The organism is Aliishimia ponticola (assembly GCF_004803475.1).
Lineage (GTDB): Bacteria > Pseudomonadota > Alphaproteobacteria > Rhodobacterales > Rhodobacteraceae > Aliishimia > Aliishimia ponticola.
On sequence record NZ_SRKY01000003.1, the window covers coordinates 414,737 to 435,314 of the forward strand.

Sequence of the window (20,578 nt, forward strand, 5' to 3'; positions counted from 1 at the left end):
GGGAATTGCTTTGATAAGAGCAGTTCCCTAATGTCCTTCGCGTGAATGCCCGCAGGAATTCTCGGAGGAATAGAATATGGCAGTAGACCTGACAACTATGAACAAAAAGCAGCTCGAAAAGCTGTTAAAGGACGTTCAAGCTGAATTGAAAATCGTCGCCGTGCGTGAGCGCCGCGAAGCAAAAAAGGCAGCGGAAAAGGCCGCAGCGAAGTTCGGCTTTTCGCTTTCGGAACTGACCGGTGGCGCGTCCGCGCGTGGCCGGAAGAAAGGCGGGGTCAGCCCCAGCGGCGACCCGAAATATGTGAACCCATCCGACCCGGACCAGACCTGGACTGGTAAAGGCCGCCAGCCGCGTTGGTTCAAGGATGCCGTCGCAGCAGGCACCGATCCGTCGACGATGGAACTCTGACCACATGACAATTCATATCGGCGCAAAGCCGGGTCAGATCGCCGAGACCGTATTGATGCCCGGCGATCCTTACCGTGCGAAATGGGCTGCGCAGACATTTCTTGATAATGCGGAATGTGTGAACGAAGTCCGTGGGATGCTTGGCTTTACCGGGACGTGGAAAGGGAACCGGGTCACGATCCAGGGGAGTGGAATGGGCATGCCGTCCTTTTCCATTTACGCCAATGAATTGATCCGGGACTACGGCGCGAAAACACTGATCCGGATCGGGTCTTGTGGTGGAATGCAGCCGCATGTGGGCATTCGTGATGTTATCATTGCGATGACCGCAAGCTCTGTCAGCACACCTTCGTCCGCAATTCTCAAGGAGTTCAATCTGGCTCCCTGTGCGGATTGGGATCTGTTGTCGGCTGCTGTTTCCGCAGCCGCGACGCGCGATGTGAAAACCCATGTGGGGGGGATTTATTCCTCTGACGTGTTTTATGCCGAGCGGCCTGACCTGGACGAACAAATGGTCCGCCACGGTATTCTTGGTGTCGAAATGGAAGCGGCGGAACTTTACATCCTTGCCGCGCGCCATGGATGCCGTGCATTGGCCGTGCTTACGGTTTCGGACCATTTGCAAACCGGAGAGGCATTGCCTTCCGATCAAAGAGAACGCTCTTTCGGCGACATGGTCGAGATTGCCTTGGAAGCGGCCTTCGCCTGAGGGACGCCGCGTTACCCGTGGCTGCGATCGTAGCCGCTTTTTGACGCCTCCTGCCAACCGCGCAGACTTTCCTGTTGCGGTTGGTAGATCTCCACTTTCAACGGAAAGCATGCAGCAACGTCCGACGAATGGGACGCGGAACAATCCCCTCCCGGACAGGCGGACAGGTTTCCCAGCAGATCCGTTTCAGCCAGAAATTCAATGTAATCGCCTGGACGCACAGGGCTGGCCTTCATGAAATACTGCCCCGTATCACGGGTAAAGCCGGTGCACATGAAAACATTCAGAACGTCGTGAACCAGCAATTCCGCTTCTTTGCGCGGAACTTGCATGTAGTCTGCCAAAGCGCGTGTCAGGTTGGAATGACAGCAATGGTGGTATTGCCCGCCTGTCAGCGCGTGGTGCGTATAGGGATCGCAGCGCGTGCCGATCACATCATGGACAGACCCGCCATGGGGGTCGATGCCGTACCAATCCAGACTGTCCTCTGTCACGGTGGCAAGCGGTCGAAGATGCGGCAAAGTCGACCAAAGCCGATCCCCTGTGCTGACATGCGTACCATGCAGCGCCCGCGTTTTGCCCGAGAAGAACCGTTCCGACAGGTCATGCAGGCTGTGCAGATTAAGATCGCCGACCTGCGGCCCCTCTACCGACGTGATCCGAAAGAAATGCCCTGCGGGGACTTCGAACACACGGGCCTCGCGCGGGGGCACGATGACCTCTGACAGTTTGGTCGCACCCGCACGTGCCTGCGCGTAAAGCGCAAGGTCGGGCGCGGGCAGCGTTTCGGGCGGGTAGCAGATCACGGGGGGCAAGGCGCGTTGGCGGTCGGCGAAATCTTGGGTCATCAGTGGCGTCTTTCTTTTCGCGCCACGCTACCAAGACAATCCGTTCGCGCAATGGGGTTGTTGCCCCTGCCCCGGCAATGCCGGTCACAGTTTGGGTTGATCCACGAGGCATTTGTTCGGCGGACCCGGCTGTGCGGTAAACGCCTCTTGCCCGCAAGAGGCGCAGCGGTACTTGCGCAAGGCTCCGCGATCACCGGATTTTTCGGCACGCCAACGGCATGTGCGCGTTGTCTTGCGCCGTGATGCGACCACGATCAAGACAACGAAAACGATCAGCAATCCAATGATAAACGGCATGTCGGTTTCTTGGCGCCCTTCCCCGGTCCGAGGACCCGGAATTTTCAACAGTGGACAGATCGGGCCTTAACACCGCGATTTCAAGAACTGCAGGCGAAACACCGGGGGCGTGCGCGCTAAATGCCGCGTGATGCGGTGCGGATTGGGGTGGGCGATACGTTCCGGCACCGCAACACGGAGGGTGCCGGAAACAGGATTGACAGGACGAGCCTCAGACGGCCCGTTCGACCATCATCTTCTTGATCTCTGCGATTGCCTTGGCCGGGTTCAACCCTTTGGGGCAAGTCTTGGCGCAGTTCATGATCGTGTGGCAGCGATAAAGCTTGAACGGATCTTCCAGTTCGTCAAGACGCTCGCCCGTGGCTTCATCGCGGCTGTCGATGATCCAGCGATAGGCATGCAACAGCGCCGCCGGTCCAAGGTAGCGGTCGCCGTTCCACCAATAGCTTGGGCAGGATGTCGAGCAGGACGCGCACATCACGCATTCATACAACCCGTCAAGCTTTTTGCGGTCGTCGATGGATTGCCGCCACTCTTTCGCCGGGCGGTTGGTCTTGGTTTCAAGCCACGGCATGATCGAAGCATGCTGCGCGTAGAAATGCGTCAGGTCGGGGATCAAATCCTTTACCACCGGCATGTGCGGTAGCGGATAGATTTTCACATCGCCGGTCACTTCATCCATGCCATAGATACAGGCCAACGTATTGATCCCGTCGATATTCATCGCGCAGGAACCACAGATCCCCTCGCGGCAGGACCGGCGGAAGGTCAGGGTCGGGTCGATCTCGTTCTTGATCTTGATCAGCGCGTCCAGGATCATCGGACCGCATGTGTCCATGTCCACGAAATAGGTATCGACCCGCGGGTTCTGGCCGTCATCCGGGTTCCAGCGGTAAATCTTGAACGTGCGCAGGTTGGTCGCGCCGTCCGGCTTTGGCCATGTCTTGCCGGTGGTGATCCGGGAATTCTTGGGGAGCGTGAACTGTACCATGGAGTTCTCCTCTTACGCGGCCAAGGCAGTGATGCCGGCGCGGGTCAGGCATTGCGTCGTTTCGGGACGGCGCAGGATGGACTGGATCAGGGCAACGGTGGTTTCGGATACCCCGACCACCGCATCCTTTGCGAATTCTCCGATCTCGCGCGCGGACGCGTTGTCGATCACGCAATCGGTAAAGGGCGTCACCGCAAGCGACGGGACGTTGGGAAAGCGGGTCACAAGCGCCTCATTCACCGCAGCTTTGGCGCTGCGGCGGGCCACACCGTCGACGGCGTCCTGTGTCTGCGCGCAGGCAGCCAGCAGGAGAAACCCGGCAATCATCAGCGGCTTCGGCAATAGTTGCTTCCCCGGATCAAGGGCGACGAGTTGCGGCGGCAGCCATAGACCAGACCACCCGTATCGGCGTAAATCTCGTCTGACACGCAGCTTGTGAACACTCGGCGCAAACCTTTGCATTCCTTGGCGCTGGGGGCGCTTTCCGCACCACCATAGGCCGCGGCACCATATTGCACCTGATAGATGTCCCGCAGGCAATCGTTGACATTCGCCGCGCCGCGGATCGTGCCGCCAAAGGCGGGCTGAACACTTGGCACTGTCGCGCTGCTGCGGATCACTTCGTAGCTGCCCGGTGCGTGCACGCGCGCAGTGCAATTGAGCACCTGGCCCTGCACCGCCTGGTCAGCCAGCGCCGCCCCGCCCAGGGTGGCAGCCCCGAGCACAGCAGACAGAAACATGGATTTCATCAATACACCCTCGCTTTTGGCGCGATCTTTTTCAGATCGATCCCCCCGTCATTATGGCTTGTCAGCGGCTGTGTGATCACACCACGATAGCCGAGCGAAGCCTCATTGCCCTTGAACCAGACGAGGCTGTGCTTGCGCCAGTTCTCATCATCGCGGTCAGGGTAATCTTCATGCGCATGCGCGCCGCGGCTTTCCTTGCGCGCGGCGGCGGCGGTAACGGTGGCAACGGCGTTTGGAATGAGGTTGGTCAGTTCCAGCGTTTCCATCAGGTCGGAGTTCCAGACAAGCGAGGTATCTGTGACTTTGACATCACTGATCTTGCCTGCCACGGCTTCCATTTTCTTCTGCCCTTCGGCCAGCGTCTTGTCGGTACGGAAGACAGCCGCATCGGCCTGCATCGTCTTTTGCATTTCCAGGCGCAGGTCGGATGTCGGCACATGCCCCTTGGCATAGCGCAGCCCATCGAACCGGCTGAAGGCCGCTTCGACCGACCGTGAGTTCGGTGTCGGCACCGGCGTTTTGGGATCGACCGTCTGGCCAGCACGGATCGCCGCGGCACGGCCGAATACGACGAGGTCGATCAGCGAGTTGGACCCAAGACGGTTGGCCCCGTGCACAGAGGCGCAGCCCGCTTCGCCCACAGCCATCAGCCCCGGTGCAATCGCTTCGGAATCGTCCTTGGTCGGCGCAAGCACTTCGCCCCAGTAATTGGTCGGAATGCCGCCCATATTATAGTGAACCGTCGGCAGAACCGGAATCGGCTCTTTCGTGAGGTCCACGCCTGCGAAAATCCGCGCCGATTCCGAGATGCCCGGCAGACGCTCTGCCAGAGTTTCGGGCGGCAAGTGGTTGAGGTGCAGGTGAATGTGGTCGCCATCCGCACCAACGCCGCGCCCTTCGCGGATTTCCAGCGTCATGCAGCGCGAAACCACGTCGCGGCTGGCAAGGTCCTTATACGTCGGCGCGTAGCGTTCCATGAACCGCTCGCCTTCGGAATTGGTGAGGTAACCACCCTCCCCCCGTGCGCCCTCGGTGATCAGGCAGCCAGAGCCGTAGATCCCTGTCGGGTGAAACTGGACGAATTCCATATCCTGCAGGGGCAGCCCGGCCCGTGCCGTCATACCGCCACCATCGCCGGTGCAGGTATGCGCCGACGTGGCCGAGAAATAGGCGCGGCCATAGCCGCCGGTCGCCAGAACGACCATCTTGGCCGCGAAGAGGTGCATGGTCCCGTCATCAAGCTTCCAGCACAGAACGCCTTGGCAGACGCCGTCTTCGGACATGATCAGGTCGATCGCGAAATACTCGATATAGAATTCCGCGTTGTTCTTGAGCGACTGACCATAAAGCGTGTGCAGAATGGCGTGGCCGGTCCGGTCGGCTGCGGCACAGGTCCGCTGCACCGGGGGGCCTTCGCCGAATTCGGTCGTGTGCCCACCGAAGGGCCGCTGGTAAATCTTGCCTTCCTCGGTCCGGCTGAAGGGAACGCCGTAATGTTCCAGTTCGTAAACCGCCTTGGGCGCCTCACGTGCGAGGTATTCCATCGCATCCGTGTCGCCCAACCAGTCGGAGCCTTTGACGGTGTCATACATGTGCCATTGCCAGCTGTCGGGGCCCATATTGCCCAGCGACGCGGCGATGCCGCCTTGTGCCGCCACGGTGTGCGACCGGGTCGGGAACACCTTGGAGATACAAGCGGTTCTCAGCCCCTGCTCCGCCATGCCAAGCGTGGCGCGCAGCCCGGCGCCGCCGGCACCGACGACCACGACGTCATATTCATGCGTCTCGTATTCGTATGCTGCAGTCATTTTCGGTTTCTTTCCTAGCGCGCGTTATTCAAAGGGCGAGTTTGACAAGGGCGAACAGCCCGGCTGCCATCAGCGTGTAAGATACCGCGCTGGCGGCCACGATCAGCAGCTTGCCAGCCACGCCGTGCACATAGTCTTCGATCGCTTCAGTGACTTCCTGAAGGATGTGATACAGCCCGACGATCAGCATCAGAGCCGTCACGATTGCCGGGAAGGGCCGCGAGAAATAGGCCAGCACTTCTTCATAGCTGCCGCCATAGCCCAGCCCGAAAGTGAATACGAAGATCGGCACCAGCACGGCCAACGCCGCCGAGCTGACAAGCATCTGCCAGTGGTGGTGAGTTCCGCTACGGCCAGAACCAAGGCCCTGCGCGCGCTTGCGATCAGTCAGATAACGCATCGAATTGCCCCTTACACTACAATCGCGGTCAGGATCGTCAGCACGGTCGCGCCGATGAACATGGCCCAGCCCAGATGTTCGGAAATCTCGACCTCGACCCAGTAGCCCAGATCCCAAACGACGTGCCGCAGACGTCCCAGCATGTGATACCAGATCGCCCATGTCAGCACGAACATCAGAAGATCGCCGATGAAGCTGCGCATCAGCCCGTCCACGACGCTGAATGCGCTTTCGGACGTGGCGGCGGTCAGTAGCCACAAAACGATCAGGAATGCTGTTCCAAGCGAAACGATTCCGGTGATCCGCACCATGATAGACGAGATAGAGGTCATCTGCGGGCGGTAATACTGCCCGATCATGAAGGGAGATAGCGGGCGGTTGCCCCGATTCACATCGGCCATGGCGACTCCGTTTTTCTAGGTTCCCTGCTGGTTAGATAGCAGAAAAGTTCACAAGTCACGTACGAAGATCACAATAACGCTGAGTTTCTTGCTGGCAACTCGCGGACGTGATCACACGTTGTTTGCACGTGATCACATTATTCGAAACTTGTTGGAATGGGACGCATTGGCGCAGTGTTTTGCGCCGTGGCTTTGCGGGTTTCGCGTTGCAGTTTGCGGCGGATCGCTTCTGGATAATCCTCGAATCCGGTTGCGGTTTCGACGAATGCCCCGTCGCCGGTGATGACGTTCTCGAAAAAGTAGGCCGTGAGGTCGGTCTCGTCCGTCTCAATGGCCAAGGCATTCGCGGTGATGCCGTCCGCGTTCAGGGCCGAATGCACCCGCGGCGGTTCGGTTCCTTCGTTGGAAACCCCGTCCCCGGACAGATCGATCACCCGCCGCTTGCAATGCGCCATATCGGCCAAAAGCGTGCGGCCCACGGTCAACGCCTCGCCAATTGCTGTGGAATAGTTGCGCCAGACCCGCGCATCCTGCGCAATCTGCGCGGCAAAGCTGTCCACCGCTGCAAAGTTGGACATGCGCGCCCATGGCAATGTCTGCTGCTGCCGCGACGACCCGGTCCACTGGACCAGCGTGACCATCGCCTGCGCATCCACAAGGGCTTCGGCCACGATGCCATCCCGCAATCCTGCGGCCAGCCCGTCCATCTGAATCCGATATTCGTCCCGATCGACAGAGCCGGAGACATCGACCGCCAGCACCAGCGCAAGATCGCAGGCCCGTGCCTTGCCGCCCATTATTGCCCAGAACATCACATTTCGCGCCCACATAGGCGCACCCTAACCACATGGCCGCGCATCACGCAGGAAAAACTGGCCGTTGCCGCGACACTCGGCGCAATTGTGAACGCGCGTCGTTAAGGTTACTATTCCGTTAATGGATTTTGCGGATCGTCTTTACCCAGTGCGCCGCGTAACGATTGCCCATCCGCCGGGTCCGGGACATTTGGACAAGGAGGATAAAGATGACGAACAAATCTACGAAAACCAAATCGCAAACCCTGCAAGGCGACGGGATGGCCGCCGCAATGGCCCTGTTCAACCCGGCTTTGGCAACCGCATGGGTCGAGATGATGACCGAAAGCGCGCGGTTTGTATCGGACCGGTTGCAGCAGGACATGGAAACCCAGCGGGCATTGCTGAATTGCAAGACCCCGGCAGAGCTTTTGCAGGTGCAGACCGAGTTCTATCAAAACGCGATGGAACAGTACGCCGCCGAAGCGAACAAGCTGATGGAGATGATGACTCAGGCCGCAGCCTCGCATAAGCGCGGCTATGACGACGTTCCATTGTAACGCGAGTGCAAGCTGTCCCGATTGGGCGGGGGGGATGCTGGGCAACCTCGCGGCTTGCGGCGGGTGGCGATTGAACGCCGCCCGCAACCGTTTTCAGATCGGAGCCTACGGATCGGCCGCTATCAGATTGGACAAAGCGCCCAGTAATCGAGGTCCAGCAGCACTTCGGGCAGATATTTTCCGTCCTCGCCCCGCAGTTCGAAAGGCGCACCGCCCTTGGTTGCGACCAGCCGCAGACGCAGCGCCCCCACACCCGGCACAGAGGTTTCGGCTTTGTCCAGCACCTCGGTCCAGGCACGGATGGTGTCGCCGGACAGGCACGGGTTCGCATGTGCGCCCGCATTCAGACCGACGATCATTTGCGCATTGGCCAGCCCGTTGAAAGACAGCGCACGCGCCATCGAAATCACGTGTCCGCCATAGATCAGCCGTGAACCATCCGGCCGCGCGGATGTGTCGAAATGCACCTTGGCGGTGTTCTGCCAAAGGCGCGTCGCCATCATATGCTCGGCCTCTTCGACAGTGACGCCGTCGACGTGGTCGATTTGCTCGCCCACCTCGTAGTCGCCCCAGCGATGCGGCTCGCCCGCCAAATCGTAGTCGTAGCCGTCGAATGTCAGCCCCTCGGGGATCACCAGATCCTCGACCGCGACGGTCTTGGCAAGTTCAGGCACAACGGCTTCGGGCGCAGGCGCGTCCGCATCCCGCTTACGCACCATCACCCAGCGAACATAGGTCAGAACCGCCTCGTCCTTCTCGTTGAACCCGGTGGTGCGCACATAGACCACCCCCGTCCGCCCGTTGGAGTTCTGCTTCAGCCCGATCACCTCGGACACTGACCGCAACGTATCGCCCGGCCAGACCGGCTTCAGCCAGCGCCCTTCGGCATAGCCCAGATTGGCGACGGCGTTCAGCGATACATCCGGCACGGTTTTGCCAAAGACCACGTGAAAGGCCGCAAGATCATCAAGCGGCGCCGCGTCCAAGCCGCAGGCCTGCGCAAACGCGTCCGAGGAATAGATCGCGTGCCGCGCGGGATAAAGCGCGTGGTAGAGTGCCCGTTCTCCCGCGCCTACGGTGCGCGGCACCGCATGCTGGATCGTCTGCCCGATGCTGTAATCTTCGAAAAATCGGCCCGGATTGGTTTTGGCCATGTCTTACTGTTCTCCCAGTTTCAGATCGGGGTGATAGTCCCCCTCCACGTCCTTCGTGACCGCCTGCCCGCAGCGCATGATCCCGCGCTTCGCGTCGAAGGCGTAGGTTGGATCGCCATACAATACCCAGCCTTTCGACAGGGCTGCGGTCACCTTGTGACAAAAGGCGGATGTGTCGTCTTCGCTGAGAAATCGATAGAGTTTCATGTCATGTCCAAAGATCTGGGTTTATCCGAAGGTCGGGTAGCCGAGCCATGTGTGAATGCCGCCAATCACCAGCAACAACACCACGCTTGCGCCTGCAAACATCGCGTCCTTGGCGATGGACCCCTTCGGCGGCGGCGTCCAGTTGGGTTCGGCCCGGTTGATGACGATCATTTCGGCAATCGCCCAGATCCCCAGCCCGCCAAACAGTACGAAGGACGGCACATCGCCGTTCACCAGCAAGTGTGCCAACGCCCACAGCAGAAAGCCCGTCAGCATCGGGTGCCGCATCTTGTAGAACAGCGCGCCTTTGCTTGGCCCCGGCGAGGTCAGATACAACGCGAACAGCATCATCAGATTGTTGATGCCAACCGTCGCCGGATGCCGCCCCCAGAAAAACGCCCCATCCGCGGCGCGATAGCCGAAGATCATCAAGATGACGGACAGGACAAGCGCCAACGCGACGATCCCCTTGCCGCGTTCGCCCATGCGCGCACGCATATCGGGCGCCGCGCGCTTGAAGAAATGTGCTGCCACCCAAATGGCCAATCCGAGAATCAGTAGGGTCATATCGCGCTCCTGCCTATGTGAATCGGCGCCAGCGTCCCCTTATCCGGCCATCGCTGCAATGGCTTGTGCCTTCGCGATGGTCTTTTTCGCGGTCTCCACATGCAGGTTCTCGACAATTTTGCCATCCACGACGGCAACGCCCTGCCCCGAGGCAACGACCTCTTCGAAGGCGGCAATCTGACGACGGGCCAGTTCGATTTCTTCATCAGAGGGCGCAAAGGCCGTGTTGGTGACATCCACCTGTGCCGGGTGGATCAGCGTCTTGCCATCAAACCCCATGTCGCGGCCCTGATCGCATTCGGCGCGCAGCCCTTCATCATCCTTGAACGCGTTGTAGACGCCATCGACGATGATGCGGCCATGCGCCTTTGCGGCCAGAACACAATGCCCAAGCCCGGCCATCAGCGGCAGACGGTCCGCCCGGAACCGGGTCTGAAGCTCTTTGGCCAGATCATTTGTGCCCATGACCATCCCGGCCAGCTTGGGGTGTCCTGCAATTGCATCGGCATTCAACATGCCTCGCGGGGTTTCCATCATGGCCCAAAGCGGCACGTCACCGGTGATCGCAGCCAATTGATCAAGGTCTTCTGGCCCGGCGACCTTGGGAAGCAGCACCGCATCCACATCCATAGCAGCCACGGCCTGTGCGTCTTTCGCCCCCCATTCGGTGTCAAAGCCGTTGATCCGCACGATCTTGACCCGCGCCCCATAGCCGCCTTCGGCAATCGCAGCGGCCAGCGTGTCGCGCGCGCTGTCCTTTTCCTCTGCCGACACGGCATCTTCCAGATCGAAGATGATCGCATCCACGGGCAGATTGCGCGCCTTGTCCAGCGCGCGCGGCTTCGACCCGGGAATATACAATACGGAACGATATGGGCGCTCATCTGACATCTGAAACTCCTCCTGCGGGTTCGCCGTGAAATATTGTTGCGCGTTGGGTCGCTGTTTTTTACAGAATGATCAACCCCCTTGCCGCCGCGACGCAGCGAAAACCTGAAAAATTTTACGGAGCGCGCCGGGGATTAACCAATGCTTCAGTGTGGTGTGCGCATATTGTTCTCATTCGCACACCGGCGGGAGGGCCGCATCGGTTGGGCCACCGACAACACCTTGGCTCTGGTGTGCACAGGACAGAAACCGGGGCCGACCCGTCATCGCCGGAGATATTCCGGTTTGGGCCAGATGAGCGTGTCGCTGCCTTGACCAAAGGACGGCAACGCTATGAAGACGACTTTCAAGACTTTCGCAATCGGCTTCGGCCTGATCGCACTGACGGCTGGCACAGCCATGGCACAGAATGCGCGCAACTGCGCCCCGCGTGAGGCGGTGATCGATCGCCTCGCCTCAGGTTATGGGGAATCGCGCCAATCCATGGGGCTGGGTACCAATAATCAGGTGGTTGAGGTATTCGCCTCTGACGAAACCGGGACATGGACGATCACGGTGACAATGCCGAACGGCCTGACATGCCTCGTCGCATCTGGGCAAGCCTTCGAAGAGCTGGTCGAAGCACTCCCCGAAGACGGCAACGACGCCTAAGCTGATTAAAAGACTATCGAGCAGAGGAGCGGTCGCTTAAGGCGGCCGCTTCCTTGTCGGCGCCACCCAAACCTTTGGCCAAGCTTGAAGTCACCAGCCCCTGACCATCGGACTGAACCTTGCCGGGCATCTGCCGTCCACCGGCAAGGTTCTGGTCCCACCGGTTCCGGGGTAATGCCGACCCGCCCTTTCGGCAGCCCAGCCCAAGGGCCATGCTTCAGCCCGCTCGGCGGCGTCAGGTCAGGCCATCCCAGATCAGTTTGGTCCCCGTCGCCAAAAGCAACACATAAGTCAGCCCGAAAAAGAGCCGCTCCGGCACGATCCTATGCAGCTTTACCCCGGCCCAGGCGCCGGCCAGCGCAAATGGCGCCAAGACAAGATTGGCGCGCGCCGTTTCCCATGTGAACATGCCCAGATAGGCGTAAGGAACGAATTTCAGGATATTGATCACCCAAAAGATCAGGACCGTACTGGCTTGATATTGCGTCTTGGTCAGGTTCTTGCTGAGCAGATAGACTGCGGCGGGCGGCCCTCCGGCATGGCTGACAAAGCTGGTAAAGCCCGCAACCAACCCGGCCAGTGCGCCGATCCAGTCGGGCAAAATCCTTTGCGCCCCCCTGCCCTGCTGCTGCGCCGCGTTTGCGGATTTAAGCAGTTGCCACGCGACGAATGCGATGGAAATCGCGCCGATCAGTACGCGGAACACATCCGCATCGACCACTGCGTAAAGCCACGCGCCCAGTGCAACGCCCGGAATACCGCCCGCGATCAACAAAACCGCGCCGCGCGTGTCCCATTTCTTCCAATATGGTCCCAGCGTCGCGACGTCGATCAGCATCAAAAGCGGCAGCATGACACCAAGCGCCAGACCCGGCTCGACAACCAGTGCCAGAATCGACGCGGCAGCGAATGCGGCCCCGGACCCGAAGCCCCCCTTGGAAATACCCGCAAACATCGCGGCTGGCCCGGCAATTGCGTAGAACCAGACATCGGTCAGCATCATGGTGTGATCTCCGGTTTTCCACTTCTTTGCCAATGACTTACGATACGTGACCCAAAGGCGCCAGATGCAAAGGCGCGCATCGCCCTCTTGCACAGACGCCCGGTTCGCACTACGCACCGCGCAAGTCACAATCACATCAGAGGACTTCTCTTATGGCCAGACCCAAGATCGCGCTCATCGGCGCAGGTCAGATCGGGGGCACGCTTGCCCACCTCGTTGCACTCAAGGAACTGGGCGACGTCGTCTTGTTCGACATCGCGGAGGGCACCCCAGAGGGCAAAGCGCTCGACATCGCGGAATCAGGCCCGTCCGAAGGGTTCGACGCGGCGCTGAAAGGCACGCAGGATTACGCCGACATCGCGGGCGCCGACGTGTGCATCGTGACGGCGGGCGTGCCGCGCAAGCCGGGCATGAGCCGCGACGACCTTCTGGGCATCAACCTGAAAGTCATGAAGTCCGTGGGTGAAGGCATCCGCGACAACGCGCCGAACGCGTTCGTGATCTGCATCACCAACCCGCTTGATGCGATGGTTTGGGCGCTGCGCGAATTCTCCGGCCTGCCGCATGAGAAAGTCTGCGGCATGGCAGGCGTTCTGGACAGCGCACGGTTCCGCCACTTCCTGAGCCTTGAATTCAACGTCTCCATGAAAGACGTGACAGCCTTCGTTCTGGGCGGACACGGCGACACGATGGTGCCGCTGACGCGCTATTCGACCGTTGCAGGCATCCCGCTGCCCGATCTGGTAGAGATGGGTTGGACCACGCAACAGAAACTGGACAGCATCGTTCAGCGTACGCGCGACGGCGGTGCGGAGATCGTTGGCCTGCTCAAGACCGGCTCTGCGTTCTATGCGCCTGCGACCTCGGCGATCGAGATGGCAGAAGCCTATCTCAAAGACCAAAAGCGCGTTCTGCCTTCCGCGGCATATGTCGACAACGCCTATGGCCTGAAAGGCTTCTATGTGGGCGTCCCGACAGTGATCGGCGCCGGCGGCATCGAGAAAGTCGTCGAAATCAAGCTGAACAAAGACGAGCAGGCGATGTTCGAAAACTCCGTGAATGCGGTGAAGGGCCTCGTCGAAGCCTGCAAGGGGATCGACAGCTCTCTGGCGTAAGCCTGATTTGCAGCGTAGTCTTAAGGCCGGGCGAGCGATTGCCCGGCCTTTTCTGTTTCATCGTTTTCAACCGAGATCATGACCCAAGCCCCCGCGATTCAGCGTAAACTGACCACGATCCTCGCGGCGGATGCTGCCAATTTTTCGGGCCGGATGGCCACGGATGAGGTCGCGACGATCCAGGCGCTGCGCCGCTCACGCTCTGTCATTGAAGGCTGCATCGCCATTCGGGGCGGCCGCGTTGCCAATACTGCCGGCGACGGGTTGATTGCGGAATTCCCCTCGGTTGTTGAGGCGGTTGCGGCGGCGGTGACGATCCAGCGCAGCATCGCGGATGCCCCCGATTTGCTGGCGTTTCGCATCGGTCTGCATCTGGGCGACGTGATTGTCGAAGGCGACGATTTGCTCGGCGATGGCGTCAATCTGGCGGCGCGGCTTGAACAGATGGCCCCCGAGGGCGGCATCCTCGTGTCCCGGCAGGTGGTGGATCAGGCGCGCGGACGCCTTGACGCGGACTTCCGACCGCTGGCGCCGGTGACGCCCAAGCATATGCGGGACGAGATCGAGGTGTATGGCGTGATCGCAGACGGCGTGAAAGAGCCGGGCAACCTTGCCCCCGTCCTGCACCGCACGGAACCACCTGCCGACAAGGCCGCACCGGCCAAAAGCAAAAAGCCTCAAACCCGCTATGTCGCGCTCACCGGTTTTGTGCTGGTCGTGGACCTGCTCACCGATGGCGCGATTTCGTGGTCGTTGCTGCCCGCCGCGTTCTTCGGCTATCGCCTGTTTCGGGCGCGGCAGACCCCTAGTTGAAGCGGTAAGTCACGCCGAAGTTGATCGCATGTGTGTCGACTTCGAAGTCGATGCTGCCGCCACCGTCCAGATCCGCGTCGATCCAGCTATAGGTTCCTTTGTATTCGCCAAAGATCGCCCAGCGATCGTTGACGGCATACTGGATGCCCGCATTCCACGCGACGCTTGGGCCCGCGACCTGGTAGCCAAGCGTTTCGGGCGCGGCTGCCGCGGTCTGAACTTCCACATGCGGAATCACGATCCCCGCCCCGACACCTGCATAGGGCGTCCAGCGTCCGTCAGCCGTCGGCCAGCGCCAGACCGGACCGACAGTCAGGTTGTTGAGGCCGTCGGTAAATTCCAGTGTGGAGAACCCGGAGCTCGCCAGCGTCGAATCCGATCCGTAAATCTTGGTGTGGTTGAAATCGACGGCCCAGCCAAAGCGTTCCGTCTGCCACCATGTCGCGCGGATACCGTAATGCGGCGGTGCCTCAAAGCTTTTGCCGTCCCAGCTGGCCGGGAACGAAAATGCGCCGACACCGGCCGGGTCGTTGCCGTTGATGTCGCTGTTGCCCGCTTGCTGAAAGCCGAGATATACGCTGATATCCGGCGCGGCCAGGGCTTGCGTCGCCCCGAAAATTGCGGTCACGGTGATTGCGGACACGAAGGAAAAACGTGCAAGACGGGTCGTCATTTTCGAGGCTCCAGAGCAAGGACCGCAGGCGTCCAGCGGCTTTGCCCTAAACTGGCGCGATCATCGGGCAAGTTCAAGTCACCGCGAACGCAGTGTGGCCCGCAATCAACAAACTGCGTCTTCGCGGCAGAATCTTCGACCTTCCCCCCGGATTCGTTGGGGAATCCTGTTATTCCGCACGCGCGCCACGTTTTGTGATCACACTTTTTTGGCCGTGATCACAAAATTGGCTTTTTTCCGCACAAGTTTGGTTGAAACGACTTTTCAGGTTTACCGAGCCTTCATCATTGGTCGTATAGGCGACAAGCGAAGTCTAGCGCGAGGAAGATCTCTCCCATGAATATCCACGAATACCAGGCCAAGGCCTTGTTGCGCAGCTACGGGGCCCCGGTCTCCGATGGTCGTGCGGTTCTCAAAGCCGAAGATGCGAAAACCGCAGCAGGCGAAATGGACGGGCCGCTTTGGGTCGTCAAGGCGCAGATTCACGCCGGTGGCCGCGGCAAAGGTTCCTTCAAGGAAGCCGAGGCAGGCGAAAAGGGCGGCGTACGTCTGGCCAAGTCGGTCGAAGAAGCGGCCGAAGAAGCCAAGAAGATGCTGGGCAAGACCCTCGTGACGCATCAGACCGGTCCGGCGGGCAAGCAAGTCAACCGCATCTACATCGAAGACGGGTCCGACATTGAACGCGAACTCTATCTGGCGCTGCTGGTGGATCGTGTGACGTCGCGCGTGTCTTTCGTCTGCTCCACCGAGGGCGGCATGGACATCGAAGAAGTCGCGGCAAGCACGCCCGAGAAAATCCTGTCCTTCTCTGTCGATCCGGCCACGGGCTACATGCCGTTCCACGGTCGCCGCGTCGCGTTCGCCCTTGGGCTGGAAGGCGCGCAGGTCAAGGAATGCGTGAAACTGATGGGTATTCTCTACAAAGCCTTCATCGAGAAGGACATGGAGATGCTTGAGATCAACCCGCTGATCGTCATGACTGACGGCAAGCTGAAAGTGCTGGACGCCAAGCTGGGCTTCGACGGCAACGCGATCTACCGCCAGCCCGATATTGCCGAACTGCGCGACGAGACCGAGGAAGACCCCAAGGAACTCGCCGCCTCCAAGCATGACCTGAACTACATCGCTCTGGATGGCGAAATCGGCTGCATGGTGAACGGCGCGGGCCTGGCCATGGCGACGATGGACATCATCAAGCTCTATGGTGCGGAGCCTGCCAACTTCCTCGACGTGGGCGGCGGCGCGACCAAGGAAAAGGTGACCGAAGCGTTCAAGATCATCACCTCTGACCCGAACGTCAAAGGTATTCTGGTGAACATCTTCGGCGGCATCATGCGCTGCGATGTGATCGCGGAAGGCGTGATCGCGGCGGTGAAGGAAGTCGGTCTCAAGGTTCCGCTCGTTGTCCGCCTTGAGGGCACCAACGTTGAAAAAGGCAAGGAGATCATCAACACCTCCGGCCTTGATGTGATCGCGGCGGACAACCTGTCCGACGGCGCAGAGAAGATCGTGAAAGCGGTGAAAGGCTGAACTGATGGCAATCCTCGTAGACGAAAACACCAAAGTCATCTGTCAGGGCTTGACCGGGTCGCAGGGTACTTTCCACTCTGAACAGGCCATCGCCTATGGCACCAAGATGGTCGGCGGCGTGACGCCGGGCAAAGGCGGTCAGGAACATCTGGGTCTGCCCGTGTTCGACAGCGTGCACGAAGCCAAGGCCAAGACCGAAGCGAACGCATCGGTGATCTATGTCCCGCCACCCTTCGCGGCGGACTCGATCCTCGAAGCGATCGACGCGGAAATGGAACTGATTGTCTGCATCACCGAAGGCATTCCGGTGCTGGACATGATGAAGGTCAAGCGCGCGCTGGAAAACAGCGCCAGCCGCCTGATCGGCCCCAACTGCCCCGGTGTCATCACGCCGGACGCCTGCAAGATCGGCATCATGCCCGGCCACATCCACAAGCGTGGCTCGGTCGGCGTTGTGTCGCGCTCCGGCACGCTGACCTATGAGGCCGTGAAACAGACCGCGGATATCGGTCTGGGCCAATCCACGGCTGTGGGCATCGGCGGCGACCCGATCAAGGGCACCGAGCACCTTGAGGTGCTGGACATGTTCCTGTCGGATGACGAAACACAGTCGATCATCATGATCGGCGAGATCGGTGGCTCTGCCGAAGAAGAAGCGGCTGAGTTCCTCGCGAACGAACGCAAGAAAGGCCGTTGGAAGCCCACGGCTGGCTTCATCGCGGGCCGCACGGCACCTCCGGGCCGCCGTATGGGTCACGCGGGCGCGATTGTCGCCGGTGGTAAAGGCGGCGCGGAAGACAAGATCGCAGCCATGCAAGAGGCTGGCATCATTGTCGCTGACAGCCCCGCAACACTGGGCGAAGCCGTGATGGAAGCCATCAACAAGGGATAAACTGGCGCGGACCCCGCGTCCGCCCTAGCTCATCCTTTGACACATGAAACGGTTGGCCGGGGCAGTCCCGGCCCGCCGCACGCAGAAGCTTCTCGCAAAGGCCCGCACGGGCCTTTTCGCGAAACTTCATTCAACCAAGGCCCAACCCCGAGGTGCCAAAATGACCGAACAAAGTCCCAACGACCAGTTTCATGCTTCCAGCTTCATGCAGGGGCATAACGCCGAATATCTGGAACAGATGTATGCCCGCTATGCGTCCGATCCGAACGCGGTAGACGAAAGTTGGCAGGCGTTTTTCAAGGCGCTTGGGGATGACGAGATTTCCGTCAAGCGCGAGGCCGAGGGCCCCTCTTGGGCGCGGGGCGACTGGCCTCCCGCCCCCAATGACGATCTGACCGCCGCACTGACCGGCGAATGGCCCGCCCCGGCAGAGGGCAAGGCCGCTGGCTCCAAGATCAAGGAGAAAGCCGCCGAAAAAGGCATCGAGATCACCGATGATCAGGTCAAACGCGCCGTGCTGGATTCGATCCGCGCGCTGATGCTGATCCGGGCCTACCGTATTCGCGGCCACCTTGCCGCCGATCTTGACCCGCTGGGCATCCGCGCAGAAGAGCCCCACCCGGAGCTTGATCCCAAATCCTACGGCTTTACCGAAAGCGACATGGACCGCCCGATCTTTATCGACAAGGTTCTGGGGCTTGAAATCGCCTCCATGCGGCAAATCGTGGACATCGTGAAACGGACCTATTGTGGCACTTTCGCGCTGCAATACATGCATATTTCCGATCCCGAACAGTCCAGCTGGCTGAAAGAGCGGATCGAAGGATATGGCAAGGAAATCCAGTTCACCCGCGAGGGGCGCAAGGCGATCCTGAACAAGCTGGTAGAAGCCGAAGGTTTCGAAAAGTTCCTGCACGTCAAATACATGGGCACCAAGCGGTTCGGTCTGGACGGCGGCGAAAGCCTGATCCCCGCGATGGAACAAATCATCAAGCGTGGCGGTTCCCTGGGCCTGAAGGAAATCGTGATCGGGATGCCGCACCGGGGCCGTCTTTCGGTGCTGGCCAATGTGATGGGCAAACCCTATCGCGCGATTTTCAACGAATTTCAGGGCGGCAGCTTCAAACCCGAAGATGTCGATGGCTCTGGCGATGTGAAGTATCACTTGGGCGCGTCCTCTGACCGGGAATTCGATGGCAATTCCGTCCACCTGTCGCTGACCGCCAACCCCTCGCACCTGGAGGCGGTGAACCCGGTTGTTCTGGGCAAGGTTCGCGCCAAGCAGGACCAACTCAACGATACGGACCGCACGCAGGTCTGTTCGATCCTGTTGCACGGGGATGCGGCCTTTGCCGGTCAGGGCGTCGTGGCCGAATGCTTTGCCCTGTCGGGTGTGCGCGGCCACCGCACCGGCGGCACGATCCATATCGTCGTGAACAACCAGATCGGCTTTACCACGGCGCCGCATTTCTCGCGCTCGTCGCCCTACCCCACCGACAACGCGCTGGTGGTCGAAGCGCCGATTTTCCACGTGAATGGCGACGATCCCGAAGCCGTGGTCCACGCGGCCAAGGTCGCGACCGAGTTCCGCCAGAAGTTCCACAAGGACGTGGTGATCGATATCTTCTGCTACCGCCGGTTTGGTCACAACGAAGGCGATGAGCCGATGTTCACCAACCCGCTGATGTACAAGAAGATCAAGGGCCACAAGACGACCCTGTCGCTGTATACCGACCGGCTGGTCAAAGACGGCCTGATCCCCGAGGGCGAGATCGAGGATATGAAAGCCGCGTTCCAGTCTTTCCTCAATGACGAATTCGAGGCGGGCAAGGAATACAAGCCGAACAAGGCCGATTGGCTGGATGGCCGGTGGTCGCATCTGGACCGCAACACCGAAGACTACGTGCGCGGCCAGACGGCGATCAAGCCGGAAACCATGGAAGAGGTCGGCAAGGCGCTTGTCTCGGTCCCCGAAGGCTATCCGATCCACAAGACGGTCGCCCGCCTGCTGGATACCCGCAAGAAGATGTTCGACACGGGCGAGGGTTTCGACTGGGCCACGGGCGAGGCATTGGCCTTTGGCTCTTTGCTGACAGAAGGGTATCCGGTGCGCCTGTCGGGGCAGGATTCCACCCGCGGCACGTTCTCGCAGCGCCATTCGGGCATTGTCGATCAGGAAACCGAAGAACGGTACTATTCGCTCAACCACATTCGCGCTGGCCAGTCCCGCTATGAGGTGATCGATTCCGCGCTGTCGGAATATGCGGTGCTTGGCTTTGAATATGGCTACTCGATGGCGGAGCCCAACGCCCTGACCATGTGGGAAGCGCAGTTCGGCGACTTTGCCAATGGCGCGCAGATCATGTTCGACCAGTTCGTGTCGTCAGGCGAATCCAAATGGCTGCGGATGTCCGGGCTGGTCTGCCTGCTGCCCCACGGGTTCGAAGGTCAAGGGCCGGAACACTCCTCTGCACGGCTTGAGCGGTTCTTGCAGATGTGCGGTCAGGACAACTGGATCGTTGCCAACTGCTCGACCCCTGCGAACTATTTCCACATCCTGCGCCGCCAGTTGCACCGCGATTTCCGCAAGCCGCTGATCCTGATGACGCCGAAATCGCTGTTGCGGCACAAACTGGCGGTCAGCCGGGCCGAGGATTTCACCACGGGCTCCAGCTTCCACCGCGTTCTTTGGGACGATGCGCAGCATGGCAATTCGGACACCAAGCTTGTGGCCGATGACAAGATCAAGCGGGTCGTCATGTGTTCGGGCAAGGTCTATTACGACCTGCTCGAAGAACGCGACGCGCGCGGCATCGACGACATCTATTTGCTGCGGATCGAACAGTTCTATCCGTTCCCGGCGCAATCGGTCGTGCATGAACTGGAACGGTTCAAGCAGGCCGACATGGTCTGGTGTCAGGAAGAACCCAAGAACCAGGGGGCCTGGACCTTTATCGAGCCGAACCTCGAATGGGTTCTGAACCGTATCAAAGCGGATCACCTGCGCCCGACTTATGTGGGTCGCGCCACCTCCGCCTCGCCCGCGACGGGCCTGGCCAGCCAACACAAAGCTCAACAGCAGGCGCTCGTGAACGACGCGCTGACGATCGAAGGATAAG

Annotated in this window: 24 protein-coding genes; 9 read left to right on the forward strand and 15 right to left on the reverse strand. The window is 60.2% G+C overall.

The genetic code is table 11. From position 1 onward, the window contains the following. The first annotated feature begins 76 nt into the window (after window positions 1-76). Window positions 77-409: an H-NS histone family protein gene (locus tag E4Z66_RS13170; RefSeq protein ID WP_136463482.1), complete on the forward strand. Its 333-nt coding sequence runs from the start codon at window positions 77-79 to the stop codon at window positions 407-409. Between the two features lie 4 nt (window positions 410-413). After that, entirely contained in the window at window positions 414-1,118 is a 705-nt protein-coding gene (gene deoD, locus E4Z66_RS13175) for a purine-nucleoside phosphorylase (RefSeq protein WP_136463483.1), read from the forward strand. An 11-nt stretch (window positions 1,119-1,129) separates the two neighbouring features. Here the strand turns inward: deoD and E4Z66_RS13180 are convergent, their stop codons facing one another. The 9 genes from E4Z66_RS13180 to E4Z66_RS13220 form a co-directional block, all read right to left on the reverse strand. Next, complete coding sequence (locus E4Z66_RS13180; protein ID WP_136463484.1) at window positions 1,130-1,966, reverse strand: urea carboxylase-associated family protein; 837 nt, start codon at window positions 1,964-1,966, stop codon at window positions 1,130-1,132. Window positions 1,967-2,050: 84 nt separating this feature from the next. Continuing rightward, on the reverse strand, window positions 2,051-2,263 hold the full coding sequence (locus tag E4Z66_RS13185) for a hypothetical protein (RefSeq protein WP_136463485.1): 213 nt from the start codon (window positions 2,261-2,263) through the stop codon (window positions 2,051-2,053). A gap of 211 nt (window positions 2,264-2,474) precedes the next feature. After that, window positions 2,475-3,254, reverse strand: coding sequence for a succinate dehydrogenase iron-sulfur subunit (locus E4Z66_RS13190; protein ID WP_136463486.1), 780 nt, complete (start codon window positions 3,252-3,254; stop codon window positions 2,475-2,477). Window positions 3,255-3,266: 12 nt separating this feature from the next. Further along, a complete protein-coding gene (locus E4Z66_RS13195) occupies window positions 3,267-3,581 on the reverse strand; it encodes a hypothetical protein (protein WP_136463487.1) in 315 nt (104 codons plus the stop codon). Next, window positions 3,581-4,003 (reverse strand): hypothetical protein, encoded by a 423-nt coding sequence (locus tag E4Z66_RS13200; RefSeq protein WP_136463488.1) that lies wholly within the window; start codon window positions 4,001-4,003, stop codon window positions 3,581-3,583. Before E4Z66_RS13200 ends, E4Z66_RS13195 begins: the two co-directional genes overlap by 1 nt. Continuing rightward, the gene (gene sdhA / locus E4Z66_RS13205) at window positions 4,003-5,811 is read right to left on the reverse strand and encodes a succinate dehydrogenase flavoprotein subunit (protein WP_136463489.1); all 1,809 of its coding nucleotides are present in this window, start codon (window positions 5,809-5,811) and stop codon (window positions 4,003-4,005) included. The genes E4Z66_RS13200 and sdhA overlap by 1 nt, the downstream gene beginning before the upstream one ends. 28 nt (window positions 5,812-5,839) lie before the next feature. Beyond that, the gene (sdhD, locus tag E4Z66_RS13210; protein WP_136463490.1) at window positions 5,840-6,211 is read right to left on the reverse strand and encodes a succinate dehydrogenase, hydrophobic membrane anchor protein; all 372 of its coding nucleotides are present in this window, start codon (window positions 6,209-6,211) and stop codon (window positions 5,840-5,842) included. Window positions 6,212-6,222: 11 nt separating this feature from the next. Further along, window positions 6,223-6,612 carry a succinate dehydrogenase, cytochrome b556 subunit gene (gene sdhC, locus E4Z66_RS13215; protein WP_136463491.1) on the reverse strand — a complete coding sequence of 130 codons (390 nt, stop codon included), beginning with the start codon at window positions 6,610-6,612 and terminating at the stop codon, window positions 6,223-6,225. A 137-nt stretch (window positions 6,613-6,749) separates the two neighbouring features. Further along, window positions 6,750-7,424: a DUF1194 domain-containing protein gene (locus tag E4Z66_RS13220; protein ID WP_246036024.1), complete on the reverse strand. Its 675-nt coding sequence runs from the start codon at window positions 7,422-7,424 to the stop codon at window positions 6,750-6,752. Window positions 7,425-7,636: 212 nt separating this feature from the next. Between E4Z66_RS13220 and E4Z66_RS13225 the strand changes: the two genes are divergently transcribed. Next, window positions 7,637-7,966 (forward strand): phasin family protein, encoded by a 330-nt coding sequence (locus E4Z66_RS13225; protein ID WP_136463493.1) that lies wholly within the window; start codon window positions 7,637-7,639, stop codon window positions 7,964-7,966. Between the two features lie 122 nt (window positions 7,967-8,088). On the opposite strand, the gene E4Z66_RS13230 is transcribed toward E4Z66_RS13225, so the two are convergent. Genes E4Z66_RS13230 through E4Z66_RS13245 form a run of 4 tightly spaced genes read right to left on the reverse strand, consistent with a single transcriptional unit; the run spans window position 8,089 to window position 10,785 of the window. Then, on the reverse strand, window positions 8,089-9,120 hold the full coding sequence (locus E4Z66_RS13230) for a MaoC family dehydratase (protein WP_136463494.1): 1,032 nt from the start codon (window positions 9,118-9,120) through the stop codon (window positions 8,089-8,091). 3 nt (window positions 9,121-9,123) lie between these two features. Continuing rightward, complete coding sequence (locus E4Z66_RS13235) at window positions 9,124-9,327, reverse strand: DUF1737 domain-containing protein (RefSeq protein WP_136463495.1); 204 nt, start codon at window positions 9,325-9,327, stop codon at window positions 9,124-9,126. A gap of 21 nt (window positions 9,328-9,348) precedes the next feature. Then, a complete protein-coding gene (locus E4Z66_RS13240) occupies window positions 9,349-9,894 on the reverse strand; it encodes an NnrU family protein (RefSeq protein WP_136463496.1) in 546 nt (181 codons plus the stop codon). A 39-nt stretch (window positions 9,895-9,933) separates the two neighbouring features. Continuing rightward, entirely contained in the window at window positions 9,934-10,785 is an 852-nt protein-coding gene (locus E4Z66_RS13245) for an HpcH/HpaI aldolase/citrate lyase family protein (RefSeq protein WP_136463497.1), read from the reverse strand. A 330-nt stretch (window positions 10,786-11,115) separates the two neighbouring features. Here E4Z66_RS13245 and E4Z66_RS13250 point away from each other — a divergent pair, with 330 nt between their 5' ends. Then, window positions 11,116-11,433, forward strand: coding sequence for a hypothetical protein (locus E4Z66_RS13250; protein ID WP_136463498.1), 318 nt, complete (start codon window positions 11,116-11,118; stop codon window positions 11,431-11,433). A 235-nt stretch (window positions 11,434-11,668) separates the two neighbouring features. On the opposite strand, the gene E4Z66_RS13255 is transcribed toward E4Z66_RS13250, so the two are convergent. Continuing rightward, a complete protein-coding gene (locus E4Z66_RS13255) occupies window positions 11,669-12,436 on the reverse strand; it encodes a sulfite exporter TauE/SafE family protein (RefSeq protein ID WP_136463499.1) in 768 nt (255 codons plus the stop codon). A gap of 152 nt (window positions 12,437-12,588) precedes the next feature. On the opposite strand from E4Z66_RS13255, the gene mdh reads away from it, so the two are divergent. After that, window positions 12,589-13,551 carry a malate dehydrogenase gene (gene mdh / locus E4Z66_RS13260; protein WP_136463500.1) on the forward strand — a complete coding sequence of 321 codons (963 nt, stop codon included), beginning with the start codon at window positions 12,589-12,591 and terminating at the stop codon, window positions 13,549-13,551. A gap of 78 nt (window positions 13,552-13,629) precedes the next feature. Beyond that, on the forward strand, window positions 13,630-14,364 hold the full coding sequence (locus E4Z66_RS13265; protein WP_136463501.1) for an adenylate/guanylate cyclase domain-containing protein: 735 nt from the start codon (window positions 13,630-13,632) through the stop codon (window positions 14,362-14,364). Here the strand turns inward: E4Z66_RS13265 and E4Z66_RS13270 are convergent. Next, a complete protein-coding gene (locus E4Z66_RS13270; protein ID WP_136463502.1) occupies window positions 14,357-15,037 on the reverse strand; it encodes an outer membrane protein in 681 nt (226 codons plus the stop codon). The two genes, E4Z66_RS13265 and E4Z66_RS13270, sit on opposite strands and share 8 nt — an antisense overlap. Window positions 15,038-15,373: 336 nt before the next feature. On the opposite strand from E4Z66_RS13270, the gene sucC reads away from it, so the two are divergent. From sucC to E4Z66_RS13285, 3 genes are all read left to right on the forward strand, one after another. Beyond that, window positions 15,374-16,567: an ADP-forming succinate--CoA ligase subunit beta gene (sucC, locus tag E4Z66_RS13275; protein ID WP_136463503.1), complete on the forward strand. Its 1,194-nt coding sequence runs from the start codon at window positions 15,374-15,376 to the stop codon at window positions 16,565-16,567. A gap of 4 nt (window positions 16,568-16,571) precedes the next feature. Further along, the gene (sucD, locus tag E4Z66_RS13280) at window positions 16,572-17,459 is read left to right on the forward strand and encodes a succinate--CoA ligase subunit alpha (RefSeq protein WP_136463504.1); all 888 of its coding nucleotides are present in this window, start codon (window positions 16,572-16,574) and stop codon (window positions 17,457-17,459) included. Between the two features lie 160 nt (window positions 17,460-17,619). After that, the gene (locus E4Z66_RS13285) at window positions 17,620-20,577 is read left to right on the forward strand and encodes a 2-oxoglutarate dehydrogenase E1 component (RefSeq protein WP_136463505.1); all 2,958 of its coding nucleotides are present in this window, start codon (window positions 17,620-17,622) and stop codon (window positions 20,575-20,577) included. Window position 20,578 lies beyond the last annotated feature (1 nt).

What these genes read in the sequence shown, in the direction of transcription:
- E4Z66_RS13170 (WP_136463482.1), top strand. Translation starts at nt 77, where the DNA reads ATGGCAGTAGACCTGACAACTATGAACAAAAAGCAGCTCGAAAAGCTG.
- deoD (WP_136463483.1), top strand. Translation starts at nt 414, where the DNA reads ATGACAATTCATATCGGCGCAAAGCCGGGTCAGATCGCCGAGACCGTA.
- E4Z66_RS13180 (WP_136463484.1), bottom strand. Translation starts at nt 1,966, where the DNA reads ATGACCCAAGATTTCGCCGACCGCCAACGCGCCTTGCCCCCCGTGATC.
- E4Z66_RS13185 (WP_136463485.1), bottom strand. Translation starts at nt 2,263, where the DNA reads ATGCCGTTTATCATTGGATTGCTGATCGTTTTCGTTGTCTTGATCGTG.
- E4Z66_RS13190 (WP_136463486.1), bottom strand. Translation starts at nt 3,254, where the DNA reads ATGGTACAGTTCACGCTCCCCAAGAATTCCCGGATCACCACCGGCAAG.
- E4Z66_RS13195 (WP_136463487.1), bottom strand. Translation starts at nt 3,581, where the DNA reads ATGATTGCCGGGTTTCTCCTGCTGGCTGCCTGCGCGCAGACACAGGAC.
- E4Z66_RS13200 (WP_136463488.1), bottom strand. Translation starts at nt 4,003, where the DNA reads ATGAAATCCATGTTTCTGTCTGCTGTGCTCGGGGCTGCCACCCTGGGC.
- sdhA (WP_136463489.1), bottom strand. Translation starts at nt 5,811, where the DNA reads ATGACTGCAGCATACGAATACGAGACGCATGAATATGACGTCGTGGTC.
- sdhD (WP_136463490.1), bottom strand. Translation starts at nt 6,211, where the DNA reads ATGCGTTATCTGACTGATCGCAAGCGCGCGCAGGGCCTTGGTTCTGGC.
- sdhC (WP_136463491.1), bottom strand. Translation starts at nt 6,612, where the DNA reads ATGGCCGATGTGAATCGGGGCAACCGCCCGCTATCTCCCTTCATGATC.
- E4Z66_RS13220 (WP_246036024.1), bottom strand. Translation starts at nt 7,424, where the DNA reads ATGTTCTGGGCAATAATGGGCGGCAAGGCACGGGCCTGCGATCTTGCG.
- E4Z66_RS13225 (WP_136463493.1), top strand. Translation starts at nt 7,637, where the DNA reads ATGACGAACAAATCTACGAAAACCAAATCGCAAACCCTGCAAGGCGAC.
- E4Z66_RS13230 (WP_136463494.1), bottom strand. Translation starts at nt 9,120, where the DNA reads ATGGCCAAAACCAATCCGGGCCGATTTTTCGAAGATTACAGCATCGGG.
- E4Z66_RS13235 (WP_136463495.1), bottom strand. Translation starts at nt 9,327, where the DNA reads ATGAAACTCTATCGATTTCTCAGCGAAGACGACACATCCGCCTTTTGT.
- E4Z66_RS13240 (WP_136463496.1), bottom strand. Translation starts at nt 9,894, where the DNA reads ATGACCCTACTGATTCTCGGATTGGCCATTTGGGTGGCAGCACATTTC.
- E4Z66_RS13245 (WP_136463497.1), bottom strand. Translation starts at nt 10,785, where the DNA reads ATGTCAGATGAGCGCCCATATCGTTCCGTATTGTATATTCCCGGGTCG.
- E4Z66_RS13250 (WP_136463498.1), top strand. Translation starts at nt 11,116, where the DNA reads ATGAAGACGACTTTCAAGACTTTCGCAATCGGCTTCGGCCTGATCGCA.
- E4Z66_RS13255 (WP_136463499.1), bottom strand. Translation starts at nt 12,436, where the DNA reads ATGATGCTGACCGATGTCTGGTTCTACGCAATTGCCGGGCCAGCCGCG.
- mdh (WP_136463500.1), top strand. Translation starts at nt 12,589, where the DNA reads ATGGCCAGACCCAAGATCGCGCTCATCGGCGCAGGTCAGATCGGGGGC.
- E4Z66_RS13265 (WP_136463501.1), top strand. Translation starts at nt 13,630, where the DNA reads ATGACCCAAGCCCCCGCGATTCAGCGTAAACTGACCACGATCCTCGCG.
- E4Z66_RS13270 (WP_136463502.1), bottom strand. Translation starts at nt 15,037, where the DNA reads ATGACGACCCGTCTTGCACGTTTTTCCTTCGTGTCCGCAATCACCGTG.
- sucC (WP_136463503.1), top strand. Translation starts at nt 15,374, where the DNA reads ATGAATATCCACGAATACCAGGCCAAGGCCTTGTTGCGCAGCTACGGG.
- sucD (WP_136463504.1), top strand. Translation starts at nt 16,572, where the DNA reads ATGGCAATCCTCGTAGACGAAAACACCAAAGTCATCTGTCAGGGCTTG.
- E4Z66_RS13285 (WP_136463505.1), top strand. Translation starts at nt 17,620, where the DNA reads ATGACCGAACAAAGTCCCAACGACCAGTTTCATGCTTCCAGCTTCATG.